The organism is Vibrio sp. V08_P9A1T1 (assembly GCF_963874405.1).
GTDB classification, from domain to species: domain Bacteria; phylum Pseudomonadota; class Gammaproteobacteria; order Enterobacterales; family Vibrionaceae; genus Vibrio; species Vibrio anguillarum.
In genome coordinates this window covers 1-13,223 of record NZ_CAWNIB010000002.1, presented here as the reverse complement: position 1 = coordinate 13,223, position 13,223 = coordinate 1, and the positions used below count along the sequence as shown (strand labels likewise).

Below are 13,223 nucleotides of genomic sequence, written 5' to 3'. Positions count from 1 at the left end.
CCTGATAAGAGTGGACTGTTTAAAATTACCTAACACAACAAAAGTAAAATTACATCTACCGACTACATTGCAGATTCCTCCAAGCTTTCCTATCTTTAGTTATGAGCTCTAGGCGTTGCATAACAACTTCTTACATAACGTCATAGCTTTCGTCAGTGTTTTATGGCTAAAGGATAATAAATCATGCTCCTCATTAGGCTGGTACGTGTTTACGTGCCCTTAGTGCTATTGTCGATAGTTGCTCTTATGCCACAGCCAACACATTTTGGTGTTTGGGCTCTATTATTTGTTACTTTTGCTAGTGTTAGCTATGCAATTTGGAATTACGAATCCTTCATTTCCCAAGTCAAAGCTCAAAAAAAGACGATTGAACACCTTTCTCAAACACAAGAGATCCAACTGGATGGATATCATTCTTTAGAGCCTCTCTTTGCTCAATCTCTGCCAGTGTGGTCTCGTCATATTGATTTAGCCAATGTGCAACTTACCGATTCTGTTACTCAACTGAGCCAGCAATTTGGTGATCTTGTCACGCAGCTTTCACAAGCACTCTCCTTCTCGCAAGGTTCAACCTTAAAAGATGAGCGCAATTTAATGAGCGAAATTGAGCGTTGTCGAGCCATGCTTTCTAAAGCGGTTGATGAGCTTAGAGAAAGCCAAAAGACAAGAGAGCATATGCTTGATGAAATGCGCAGCCTTGATCAATACACAGTCGATTTAAAAAAAATGGCAACCGATGTGGTGGGCATTGCTGAAAAAACCAACTTATTAGCACTTAATGCTGCCATTGAGTCAGCCAGAGCAGGAGAGGCAGGTCGAGGTTTTGCAGTGGTGGCCGATGAAGTGCGTAACCTTTCACAGCGTTCAAGGGAGATCGCTAGCAGCATGACGGAGAAAGTGAACGTTGTCAGTGATGCGATTAATACTACATTTAAGACGGCTGAAATGGCTATTGCGGCTGAGAGTGAACAAATGGAACAAACCGAGCAGCGTATCGATTATGTCATTAACCACTTCCAAGATATGGCACAAACCTTACAGCAACAGTCTGAGCGGTTAAAAGAAGATGCATTTTCGGTGAAGGAAACAATCAGTAGTGTGATTGTGAAATTGCAATTTCAAGACCGAGTAAGCCAAATATTAGAGCAAATCAGCACCAATCTCAAAGAACTCAGTGACTCATTAGAGCTGCTCAAACAAGACAGCAATCATGCGATCGCGGGCGAATTATCCCCGCAAAAATGGCTGGAAAAAATGACCAAGAACTACACCATGATAGAACAACATGAAAGCCACAAAGGCAAGGTTACTGAGGTGAAAAGCAAGGTGACTAGCACGGACATTACTTTCTTTTGAGAACCGTAAATGAATAAATGAGGAACTCTGTGATGAACAAAACGGTACTTGTTGTAGATGATTCGGCTTCAATTCGGCAGGTTGTGAGTATGACCTTAAAAGGAGCAGGCTATCAGACGATCGAAGCTCATGATGGTAAAGATGCATTATCCAAATTGGCCGGGAATCGTGTTCATTTGGTCATCAGCGACGTAAATATGCCGAATATGGATGGCATTACCTTACTTAAAGAGCTGAAGCAAAGGCCAGACACAAAATTTACGCCGGTGATTATGCTCACAACTGAATCTGAGGCATCGAAGAAAGAACAGGGTCGTGCTGCGGGTGCGAAAGCTTGGGTTGTAAAACCCTTTGCACCTGAACAGATGCTTGCCGCCGTAGCAAAACTGATCCAAGCCTAAGGGGGGATTATGCTGACTCCACACCAAACCGATGAGCAATTAATGTTAAAACTTGACGGTGAACTGACGATTTATGAGGCTCGAAATTTGTTTGAGCAGCTGACCCCTTTTGTGTCTCATAGCGAGAAGATCGCCATTGAACTTTCCCAAGTCACTGCTCTGGACAGCAGTTGCGTACAAGTATTAATGGCATTTAAAAAAGCAAGAATAGAACAGGGATGTGAACTGATTCATCACAGTGAAGTCGTGGTGGATGTGCTGGGTAAACTGGGGCTAGTGGGATGGTTTCATGACCCTATCGTTCTTTCGAGTTCACAATAAGACAAAGTGACAAGCTAATGACGAAGCCCCAGGGAGATACTATGGACGAAATGATGGCTGCGGCGCTCCAAACTTATTTTAATGAGAGTAGGGAGTTGCTTGAAGGGATGGAATCTGACCTTCTTGAACTGGATAGCGGGAATCTTGATGGCTTAAATGAGCGATTAAACGCAATTTTCCGAGCAGCGCATACTGTAAAAGGCTCAGCAGGGATATTTAACTTAAATGAGATCGTTCGTTTTACTCATAAAGTAGAAAGCTTGCTTGATTTATTGCGCTCAGAACAACTTAAGTTGCATGAAAAGCATATTTCCTTGTTGCTTGAGTGCCGCGATCACATGGTGAGCTTGATTGATGATGCTCAAACGGGGCAAGAGTCATCAGAAGATGACGTTACCGGACAGCGCTTAGGAGCCCGATTGTCTGAGTTTTTAGGTCAATCTGAACCAGAAAGTCATTCACCAACCACGGAATCTGAACCTGATCACACCGCACTCGACAATTTCTGCTGGCATATCTCTTTAACTTTCCCGCTTCATGCATTCCAAGATGGTATGGATCCGCTCTCTTTTCTTTCTTATTTAACTACGCTGGGAGAGGTTATTTATATCGAGGCGGTCGACCGAAAATTACCTGATTGGCACAACTTTGATCCGGAATGTTGTTATTTGGGTTTTGAACTGCGTTTCTATTCGCCGGCATCTAAACAACAAATCGAAGACGTGTTTGAATTCATTCGTGAAGAAGGTGACGTTCGCATCTTTCCACCCAGTGCCAAAGTGGGTGACTTCATTGATCACATTCAATCAATGCCCGATGAAAATTATAGAATTGGCGAAATATTAGTTCGTTGTGGCGCGCTCACTGAGACTGAATTGAAGCGTGCATTGCAGCAACAAAGTGAGCGGCGAGAAGCGAGTTCGGACGCGATACCCATAGGCGAAATTATCACTCAGGCTGATGCTCAATTAGCACCCGTACTCAATGCGGCGGTCGATAAACAAAGTAAAGCTCGAGAGGCGCTAACCAAAGAGCAAAAAAGCTTGCGAGTGGATGCTGAAAAGTTAGATACCTTAATTAATTTAGTCGGGGAATTGGTCACCGCAGGTGCCGGCAGTGCATTACAGGCGGAGCTAATTGGCGAAAATGTAATGATTGAATCTGTTGCACGGCTCAATGGCCTTCTCGAAGAAGTCAGAGACGCGGCACTGCAGCTTAGAATGGTGGCTATCGGTGCGACATTTGCCCGTTTTCAACGCGTTGTTCGTGATATGGCGAAGGAGCTAAACAAAAGTATCCATCTTACGATTACCGGTGCGGATACCGAATTAGATAAATCAGTGATTGAAAAAATTGGCGATCCTTTAATGCATTTAGTGCGCAATGCGATTGACCACGGCATTGAAACAGAGGAAGAGCGTGTCGCAAATGGTAAACCTTCTCACGGCACCATCACGCTCAATGCTTACCATGACTCAGGCAATATAGTGATCGATGTGAGCGATGACGGAAAAGGGCTCAACAGCGAAAAATTGCGCGCAAAAGCGATTGAAAAAGGGCTACTTGATGAAAACCAACTCGTGAGCGATGACGAGATTTTTCAGCTCATTTTTGAGCCCGGCTTTTCAACGGCCCAGCAGGTTTCCAATATTTCAGGACGTGGTGTCGGTATGGACGTAGTGAAGCGAAATATTACTGATTTGCGAGGTCGAGTAGAGATTCACAGCCTACTTAATCGAGGAACAACTATCCGGATTGTATTGCCGCTCACACTCGCGATCATTGATGGTTTCCTAATTGAAGTGAGTAGCGAAACCTTCGTTGTGCCATTGGATGCCGTTCAAGAATGCGTCGAACTTGATGACCAGTGGCTCAAAGATGGGCAAGGCAAACCTTATATTAATCTCAGGGGACAAGTGCTGCCTTTAATTGATTTAAGAGTGCAATTTAACCTCACTGCGCGTCGCTCAAAACGCCAAAATGTGGTGGTGGTCAGTAGTGCGGGGCAAAGTGCTGGTTTGATCGTGGATAATTTGTTGGGGGAATTACAAACCGTAATTAAGCCACTTGGGCCGATTTTTTCACGGGTTAAAGGAATCAGCGGTTCGACTATTTTGGGCAGCGGGGATATTGCTCTTATCTTAGATATCGCCAGTTTATCGCAACATATTATGAAGGAAGAGTCGAAGCATCGCTTATTGGCAATGCACTAACTTGGCTCAATTACATCGTCAGAAAGGAATAGGCTATGTTTAAAAATATTTCAGTTAAATTCAAACTAAGTATGCTAGTTGGCATCTTAAGTTTGTTACTCATTGTAGTCGGATCACTCGGGCTTTATGGCATGCAAAAAACACTGCATGGGCTAGAAACGGTCTACTATGACCGAACCGTACCAGCACTGTCTATCGGTGACATTAAATCTCGTCTTCTGAGCAATCGTATAGCGCTGGCTTTCTCACAACTGTACCCAGAAGCGGATATTATTCGTGCTCAGATTGAGACGGTTGAGAACCACCTCAAAGTGATTGATGACAAATGGGGCAAATACAAGTTAACTAAATTAACCAAGGAGGAGGCTGAATTAGCAACACAATTTGAAGAACAAAATAAAGCCTTTGTTGAGCAAGCTCTACAGCCCACCATTGATGCTTTGCGACGTTTGGATATTGATGAAGCGACTCGCCTTGCGGTTGATAAAGTACGCCCACTCTATGCACCCGTTGAAAAAACAGTAAATGCATTAATTCAGCTGCAATCTAATGAAGCGCAGAATGTTTATAACCATGAGGTTGAGCTTTATGACAACCTACAAATGATAGCCATTGGATCAATTATATTGGGGCTACTGTTTGGTATTGGATTTGCGGTTACCTTGATCCGTGGGATCTGTAATCCTTTAGAGCAAGCAGTGTCGCTGGCTAACCGACTCGCTGTGGGTGATTTAACAGGTAAAATTGAAGCGACGTCAGGCGATGAATTGGGTCGCTTGCTTGAAGCCATGCAAAAAATGGTGGCCAAGTTGTCAGACATCGTAGGTGAAGTGAATAGCTCAAGTAATGCATTGGCTTCGGCATCCGAAGAAGTTTCAGCTACCGCTCAGAACTTAAGTCAAGGTGCGAGCGAACAAGCGGCCAGTGTTGAACAGACTACCTCGTCGGTAGAGCAGATGTCAGCCTCAATCGCGCAAAACACTGAAAATGCGAAAGTGACTGATAGCATGGCAGGTAAAGCGGCTAAAGAAGCGAAAGAAGGTGGAGAAGCGGTAGCTAAAACCGTGTTAGCGATGAAATCGATAGCTGAGAAAATTGGTATTATTGATGATATCGCTTATCAAACTAACTTACTTGCGCTCAACGCCGCAATCGAAGCTGCTAGAGCTGGCGAGCATGGTAAAGGTTTTGCAGTGGTGGCTGCCGAAGTCCGAAAATTGGCAGAGCGCAGTCAGGTTGCTTCTCAAGAAATTGGTGAGGTCGCTAAAAATAGCGTTGGTTTAGCGGAACAAGCCGGAAAACTACTGGATGAAATGGTGCCTTCTATTCAAAGAACATCCGATTTAGTACAAGAGATCAACGCAGCTTCAATGGAACAAGCGACCGGAGCAACACAAATTAACCAAGCGATGGAACAGCTCAACAGTATCACGCAACAAAGTGCTTCCGCATCAGAAGAGCTTGCGTCGACCTCTGAAGAGATGAGTAGCCAAGCACAGCAGCTCCAGCAACTAATGACCTTCTTCAAAACAGAAAATAATCGCCGTGAAGCAGCAAATAAATCTTCAGTTCACCACGAGCAACAACGTCCTAAACAGAAAAAGGATGTTGAGTTTGTCTCTATGGACGATGAACCTGAGTATGTGCGCTTTTAGTGGCTGGAGGTGAATGTGGCTAATCTTATCCCGGTTGAGGCTAACTCGATGATATTGGCTAAGTCCAATACAGAATTAGCACAAGATCAACAGTACTTAACATTTCAGCTCAATGGTGAAATGTACGCCTTTGCGATTTTGCATGTTAAGGAAATATTAGAGTATGGCAAAGTAACTCAGGTGCCAATGATGCCTGACTACATTCAAGGCATTATTAACTTGCGTGGTGAAGTGGTACCTGTCGTCAACCTAGCTCGGCGTTTTTATCTTAAACCGCAAGAAGTGAATAAAAAGACTTGTGTTGTCATTATCGAAGTGACGAATGAAGAACAGCGTCAAGACCTAGGTGTTATGGTTGACAGTGTTTCTGAAGTCATTGAAATATCAAGTAAGTTTATGAGGCCTGCCCCTAATTTTGGTACCAAGATCCGGACCGAATTTATTTGTGGTATGGCTCAATTCGATGAAGAGTTTGTCATTATTTTAGCGGAGGATAAAGTCCTATCTGTTGAAGAGTTGGCCATGATGGAACAGGTCAAAGAGCAGAATGAACTTGCAAGTTAAGCACAAATCTCAGCAACTTGGGAATTCAGCCATGGAGCAAATGTCCATCATCAGTGATGCAGACTTTGAGTTGTATCGTGGCTGGATATATCAATCTGCAGGTATCGCACTAACACCCAGTAAGAAAGCGTTGGTGGTTGGGCGTTTAAGCGGGCGCTTAAGAGAGCTCGGTATAAGTTCATATCGGGACTATTTTGAGTATTTGACGAAATTTAGCGATCAGCAAGTACGTAAACTTGAACAGCAACGAGCCATCAATTTGCTGACCACCAATGAAACGTACTTTTTCAGAGAAGAGGCCCATTTTGCTTATATCCAGCACCATCTCTTCACTGTATGGGGGAAAAAACAGATCCGTTGCTGGAGCGCAGCAAGCTCGACAGGTGAAGAGGCTTATTCTCTGGCAATGTTATTAGACAGCCGTTACCAAGGAGAATGGCAAATAGTTGGTACCGATATCAATAGTCAAGTGTTGCAAATTGCATCACAAGGTATTTATCCGATGCTACGCCATGAACATATACCGAAAGCCTATCTCAAAACGTATTGCCGAAAAGGCATTGATACCAAGCATGACACATTGAAAATCGTTAATTCATTAAGGAAAAAAGTGAAATTCGGATTAGCGAACTTACAAAATCAGTTGGATGAACTTGGTCACTTTGATCTTATTTTTTTACGCAATGTGATGATTTATTTTGATCAAAATACCAAACAAAGAGTCATCAGTAACGTTACGAACCGATTAAAAAATGGCGGTATTTTATTAATAGGCCACTCAGAAACATTAAACGGACTCAACTGCGATGACTTGCAATTACTGCAGCCGTCTATCTATCAAAAACGAGGGATTTGTGATTAATGGCGAACGAATTTTTATCTAAAACAGAGGCTCTGAACTTGATGCCTGGTGAGATATTTTTTGGTCATCACAGAGGTTGGATTCATACGCTGCTGGGTTCGTGCGTTGCCATTACGTTATGGCATCCAAAAACGCAGTTAGTGGGTATGTGCCATTATCTGTTGAGCCAGCGATCCGCCCTAGGTGAAGAGGCCAAACAACCTGAAGGCTATTATGCTAGCGATGTTGTGGCGTATTTTTCCCTTCAGTGCCGACGACATCAAATCAATCCTAAGGAATGTGTTGTTAAAGTATTTGGAGGTAGCACGATGTTTGCAGGTCACTACAGCAAAGTCGCTTCGATAAATGTTGCACAACAAAATGTGCGACTGGGTATGCAGTTACTGAAAGAGCACGGTTTTCAAGTAAGCCGCAATGATGTGGGTGGAAAGCGTTATCGTAAAGTATTTTTTGATGTCCAAAATGGTGATGTTTGGGTTCAATATGGGCGATCTTCTGCAAGAGAGGTAGCTTATTAATCAGCCATTGAGTGTCGACTTATAGAGGCATTACATGAAAAAAATAAAAGTATTAATCGTGGATGACTCCGCGGTTGTTCGGCAAGTGATCAGCGCTTTGTTGAGTAATGAACCTGATATTGAAGTGCTTACTCCTGCTTCTGATCCCATATTCGCTCAAAAAAAAATGGCTGTTCAATGGCCAGATGTGATTATTTTAGATGTAGAAATGCCTCGTATGGATGGTATTACGTTTCTTAAGCAACTGATGGCGGAGCATCCGACGCCAGTCATCATTTGTTCTACACTGACGGAACGTGGCGCGGAAGTGACTATGCAAGCATTGCAAGCGGGTGCGTTGACGATTATCACTAAACCCAAAGCAGGGTTGAAAGATTTTCTACAAGAAAGTCGGCAGGAAATGTTAAGTGCGGTGCGCGCCGCTGCACAAGCAAAGCTAGAAAATATTGTTAAACCCAAACCTCATGTACTAAAGAAAGTACAGCAAACAATGCCGAATCCGAATTACTCGACATTAACATTGAAAACCACACAAAAAGTGGTCGTGATCGGCACATCTACAGGTGGGACACAAGCTTTAGAAGCGATCTTAACAGCATTGCCTGCAGTCTCTCCGGGGATTGTTATCGTGCAACATATGCCCGAAAAATTTACCGCGATGTTTGCTGACCGGCTCAATGGGCTTTGTCAAATAGAGGTCAGGGAAGCAAAGAATGGCGACCGAGTTCTTCCGGGGTTGGCATTGATCGCTCCAGGTGGCCGTCACATGCAACTGAATCGAAGTGGTGCACATTATCAAGTCGAAATCAAAGATGGCCCCGCAGTTAACAGGCATAAACCATCAGTCGATGTACTTTTTCGCTCAGCGGCAAAACATGTAGGCCCTAACGCTGTCGGTTTTATTTTGACGGGAATGGGAGATGATGGCGCACGAGGTTTGCATGAGTTGAAAGAGAGCGGTGCCTATACAGTTGCACAAGATGAAGCAAGCTGTATCGTTTTTGGTATGCCCAAAGAGGCAATCGAACGTGGTGGTGCTTGTTCGGTGCTACCACTCAATCAAATAGCGCAGGAAATATTGCAACGAGCTTCATCGAGGCACTTGTAGATTAGATCTTCATTTATTTTTAGTTGAAACCGACTTGTTGAGGTGATCCCAACAAGTCGTAGCAGCTACTTTTTTAAGCCAATTTGAGATTCGATGGCTTCGGTTTCTATTTCAGGATGTTCGGCGAGCTTTTCTGAAGCCCATTGATTGATATGCTTCAAAATAGCCGACACGGCATGTTTTTTTGTTGCTTGCTCATTTTCTGCCACATCTAACGCTTGTTTAGGCTTTAAGCCAGTAGCATCTTCTGCGATATGAAGCCAATCAGGATGCCAGTAGTAAGGTTGACCAGAAGGAGTCATCCAGCCATGAACACCGTTTGTTTCACCATTGTACTGCAAATTATCTACATCATTTTTTTTCATATAAGTTCTCGCCATGGATCGATCTGAATACGTGGTTAATGTAACTCGGTTGCATAGCACAATAGAGTGAACATGATCATGTAATTGAACTAAATGTAACAAAGGAAGATGAAATTGAGGTGATTTTGATCTCATGTTTATTTGAAATTCATTCTATTGTTATTGAGAGTGAACACTGATTGCTGGGGAAATAAAAAAACCACCGGGTTTAACGTCGGTGGTTTTTACAAAAATCGTGTTTGATTTTTAGAAGTTTGCAGAGCGTGGTGTACGTGGAAAAGGAATTACATCACGCACGTTGCCCATACCAGTCACGTAGGATACTAAGCGCTCAAAGCCAAGGCCGAAACCCGCGTGCGGTACAGTACCGTAGCGACGTAAGTCGCGATACCAACTCATGTGTTCAGGATCTATGCCCATTTCAATCATACGCGCATCAAGAACATCTAAACGTTCTTCACGTTGAGAGCCACCGATGATTTCACCAATACCTGGGGCAAGAACATCCATTGCAGCGACAGTTTTACCATCGTCGTTTAGACGCATGTAAAATGCTTTAATGTCTTTAGGGTAGTTCTTGACGATCACAGGCGCTTTGAAGTGCTCTTCAGCAAGGAAGCGTTCGTGTTCAGAAGAAAGATCAATGCCCCATTCAACATCAAATTCAAACTTACGGCCTGAATCGATTAGGATCTTCACAGCATCGGTATAGTCTACTTGCGCAAAATCTGAATTAACGAACTGCTCAAGGCGAGTAATTGCCTCTTTGTCGATACGCGAAGCAAAAAACTCAAGGTCATCACGACGTTCTTCAAGAACGGCTTTGAAGACATACTTCAGCATATCTTCAGCCAGTTTCGCGACATCGTTTAGATCAGCAAACGCGACTTCTGGCTCTACCATCCAAAATTCTGCAAGGTGGCGGCTCGTGTTTGAATTTTCAGCACGGAACGTTGGGCCAAAAGTGTACACTTTGCTTAATGCACAAGCATACGCTTCGGCATTTAACTGTCCTGAAACTGTAAGAAATGTCTCTTTGCCGAAGAAGTCTTCATTGAAATCGACATTGCCTTGCTCAGTACGAGGAAGGTTAGCGAAATCCAGCGTTGAAACACGGAACATCTCACCCGCACCTTCTGCATCAGAAGCGGTAATCAGCGGCGCTGACATCCAGAAATAACCTTGCTCGTGGTAAAAGCGGTGGATGGCTTGAGAAAGGGAGTTGCGTACACGAGCCACTGCGCCAATCACGTTGGTACGTGGGCGAAGATGCGCCACTTCACGAAGATATTCAATTGAATGGCGAGTTTTTGCCATTGGGTAGGTTTCAGCATCTTCAACCCAGCCAACAACCTTCACCTCAGTTGCTGCAAGTTCAAATGCTTGACCAGAAGCAGGGGACTCAACAATCTTACCTGTTACTTCGACAGAGCAGCCAGTAGTGAGCTTTAGCACTTCGTCATTGTAATTATTCAGATTATTAGGGACCACGGCCTGAATCGGGTCGAAACAAGAGCCGTCATAAATGGCAAGAAAAGAGATTCCAGCTTTGGAATCACGACGAGAACGAATCCAGCCTCGGACAGTCACTTCACTGTCAACGGCTAGCTTACCGCTCAATACGTCTGTTACAGGCGCGTAAGTCATGTTTGATATAGTCTCCATTGAGGTAAAAATTCAACCCAATGTTCAAAGGTATTCTCACTCTATAAAGTGGACAAAAAACAAGCGAAACATTGGGTTGCTTATTACTTTTTAATTCAATGGCACATATTACCTGTCAATTCGTTCGCATCAACCTTTATTGTCGATTCGTGGCCGAATTCTTAGCAGAAAGCGTAAATTGATTCATCAATGTTTCTAAGCGCTGCGATAGCTGTTTTAAATTGACGCTGATTTCTCGGGTTTGCGTTGCCGATTGAGACGTATCATCAGCATGTCGAGTAATGACTTCGATCTTCCCTTGAATTTCTTGGCTGACTTGTGTGGTCGTTCGTGTTTGATCTTGAATATTGTTTGCATGATCAAGCACCTGCTGCATCTCTTGTACGGCATTACTCATTGCGGAAGATAAAACTTCGACTTCATTTGAACGTTGATGCGCATGTGAGCAGACCAAATCAACTGAGGCGAGCGATGTTTCACTGTCACGTTGGAATTGAGCTATGATTTTCTCAATGTTTCCAGTCGCTTCTGCCGTTCGTGAGGCGAGTTTTCGCACTTCATCGGCCACGACCGCAAAGCCTCTCCCTTGTTCACCCGCTCGTGCTGCTTCAATCGCCGCGTTTAAAGCCAGCAAATTAGTTTGTTCGGCGATACTTTTAATCGTTTCAAGAATGGAGGAAACCAGCCCTGTCTGATTATTAAGTTCAGAAATTTTATCTTTCACGGACTCGATATCGCTTACCAAACCTTTGATATCTGCGCTAGCTGTATGTGCTTGCTGTGCACTTTGTTGAGCGACATTAGCGGTATGTTTGATAAGCTTTGATGCATCAACGGTAGCTTGATTAACCGTCTGTTGTTGAGATTGCATCTCTTCAATATTGAGCTGGACGTCAGAGGTTTCACGCTGCTGATTTTTTGCCGCTTGGTTGGTTGTTTGTGCTACGTCTGTTAGCTGGTTTGCTGAATCGGCAAGCGAATGAGAGGTCTCTTGCACTTTTGCCAAACTGTCCGAAACCGTATCCATTAAAGAGTTGATGGAGACCGCGAGTTGTCCGAGTTCATCTTTTTTGGTGCTGATAAGTCGTTTTGATAAATCTTTGCTCTTACTGATTTCACACATGAATCGTGACGTATGCTGGATAGGGCGAACAATCATCTTGCGGATCAAAAAAAGCGTGATCATAAATCCGATAAAGGCAATGGAAGCCATAATAATAACGGCAATGACAGTGTGAGTACTGATCATTTGGTTTACATGGCTCAGGTTATATTCAAGACGAATAGCTCCTAAAACGGTTCCTTCTTCCGCCATATGACAAGATACGCAGTTTGTGCCTCGGTAATCTAGGCTTGATTTCATCGGTAAGGCGACGACTAATCCTTTCCCCCAGGAAGCATTGAATGGTTCAATGACGGTTTCCCCGGCCAGTGCGCGTTTATCTATCTCGTCCATTGGCTGTTGATTTTCTTTTCCAGGACCATAAAGTTTACTGACCGCCTCTGAACGTAATACTCGCACCTGTTCAATACCATCTTGCGCGAGTGCCTTTTGGCGTAAGGTCTCTTTCTGAGCCATGGTACCAGTCAACATCATCATATTGAGGCTATCAAAGTAGTTACTCGCTTTATCGTGTAACTGCTCGCTCAACACCGAATTGAGCAGGTCACGTTGTTGTATATATTGATAGCTGGTTGATACCGTTAATACAAAAGCAAAAACGGTGATGAGCGTAAGTAGCAATTTAGACGTAATTGTTGAGTTCATGATAATTTTATTATTATTGAGAGGGTGACAGTGTAAATATAGCGTTAATATGCACTAGTGCAAAAGTTGTAGTCTTTGGAGTGTGACCCTATACATACTATAGGTTTAACAAATGTGATGTGGCACGTCATGATTCCCTATTAATGCTTAAAATATCACTCAAAGGCGTGGGATTTGCCGTTGTATCACTGTGAAAAATTGTACGGTTTTATCTGTCTTACAATGCAAACAAAGCTGCTTAGAAACTTGTTTCGTGAGTCTATATTCCTTAGTATTGCCTCTCTTTTAAAAGCTTGAGAACCAAGATGAAAACAGAATTATACAAAGAGTTTATGTTTGAAGCCGCGCATCGTTTACCTCATGTACCTGCAGGGCATAAGTGCGGCCGTTTACATGGGCACTCTTTTTTAGTTCGTCTGTATGTAGA

Annotated in this window: 13 protein-coding genes; 10 read left to right on the top strand and 3 right to left on the bottom strand. The window is 43.5% G+C overall.

Annotated elements, in window-relative coordinates; genetic code table 11:
* Positions 1–183: 183 nt before the first annotated feature.
* The 9 genes from AACT21_RS00130 to AACT21_RS00090 are packed head-to-tail and all read left to right on the top strand — an operon-like array spanning position 184 to position 8,998.
* Positions 184–1,356, top strand: coding sequence for a methyl-accepting chemotaxis protein (locus AACT21_RS00130; protein ID WP_013856758.1), 1,173 nt, complete (start codon positions 184–186; stop codon positions 1,354–1,356).
* Positions 1,357–1,373: 17 nt separating this feature from the next.
* Complete coding sequence (locus tag AACT21_RS00125) at positions 1,374–1,757, top strand: response regulator (protein WP_013856759.1); 384 nt, start codon at positions 1,374–1,376, stop codon at positions 1,755–1,757.
* Between the two features lie 9 nt (positions 1,758–1,766).
* A complete protein-coding gene (locus AACT21_RS00120; protein WP_013856760.1) occupies positions 1,767–2,078 on the top strand; it encodes an STAS domain-containing protein in 312 nt (103 codons plus the stop codon).
* Between the two features lie 17 nt (positions 2,079–2,095).
* Positions 2,096–4,291: a chemotaxis protein CheA gene (locus AACT21_RS00115; protein WP_094134084.1), complete on the top strand. Its 2,196-nt coding sequence runs from the start codon at positions 2,096–2,098 to the stop codon at positions 4,289–4,291.
* A gap of 35 nt (positions 4,292–4,326) precedes the next feature.
* Positions 4,327–5,946, top strand: coding sequence for a methyl-accepting chemotaxis protein (locus AACT21_RS00110; protein ID WP_094164230.1), 1,620 nt, complete (start codon positions 4,327–4,329; stop codon positions 5,944–5,946).
* Positions 5,947–5,961: 15 nt separating this feature from the next.
* Entirely contained in the window at positions 5,962–6,510 is a 549-nt protein-coding gene (locus tag AACT21_RS00105; protein ID WP_228209078.1) for a chemotaxis protein CheW, read from the top strand.
* Positions 6,494–7,372 (top strand): CheR family methyltransferase, encoded by an 879-nt coding sequence (locus tag AACT21_RS00100; protein WP_094164229.1) that lies wholly within the window; start codon positions 6,494–6,496, stop codon positions 7,370–7,372. Before AACT21_RS00105 ends, AACT21_RS00100 begins: the two co-directional genes overlap by 17 nt.
* On the top strand, positions 7,372–7,890 hold the full coding sequence (locus AACT21_RS00095) for a chemotaxis protein CheD (RefSeq protein ID WP_017044771.1): 519 nt from the start codon (positions 7,372–7,374) through the stop codon (positions 7,888–7,890). The genes AACT21_RS00100 and AACT21_RS00095 overlap by 1 nt, the downstream gene beginning before the upstream one ends.
* Before the next feature lie 34 nt (positions 7,891–7,924).
* Positions 7,925–8,998 carry a protein-glutamate methylesterase/protein-glutamine glutaminase gene (locus AACT21_RS00090; protein ID WP_047689130.1) on the top strand — a complete coding sequence of 358 codons (1,074 nt, stop codon included), beginning with the start codon at positions 7,925–7,927 and terminating at the stop codon, positions 8,996–8,998.
* Positions 8,999–9,063: 65 nt separating this feature from the next.
* Here the strand turns inward: AACT21_RS00090 and AACT21_RS00085 are convergent, their stop codons facing one another.
* From AACT21_RS00085 to AACT21_RS00075, 3 genes are all read right to left on the bottom strand, one after another.
* Positions 9,064–9,363 (bottom strand): hypothetical protein, encoded by a 300-nt coding sequence (locus AACT21_RS00085; protein WP_017043621.1) that lies wholly within the window; start codon positions 9,361–9,363, stop codon positions 9,064–9,066.
* Between the two features lie 246 nt (positions 9,364–9,609).
* Complete coding sequence (gene asnS, locus AACT21_RS00080) at positions 9,610–11,010, bottom strand: asparagine--tRNA ligase (RefSeq protein WP_026028293.1); 1,401 nt, start codon at positions 11,008–11,010, stop codon at positions 9,610–9,612.
* Positions 11,011–11,164: 154 nt separating this feature from the next.
* Entirely contained in the window at positions 11,165–12,796 is a 1,632-nt protein-coding gene (locus tag AACT21_RS00075) for a methyl-accepting chemotaxis protein (protein ID WP_017048608.1), read from the bottom strand.
* Between the two features lie 305 nt (positions 12,797–13,101).
* On the opposite strand from AACT21_RS00075, the gene AACT21_RS00070 reads away from it, so the two are divergent.
* Positions 13,102–13,223 (top strand): 6-pyruvoyl trahydropterin synthase family protein (locus AACT21_RS00070; protein ID WP_176430215.1); only part of this gene is annotated, 122 nt, incomplete at its 3' end.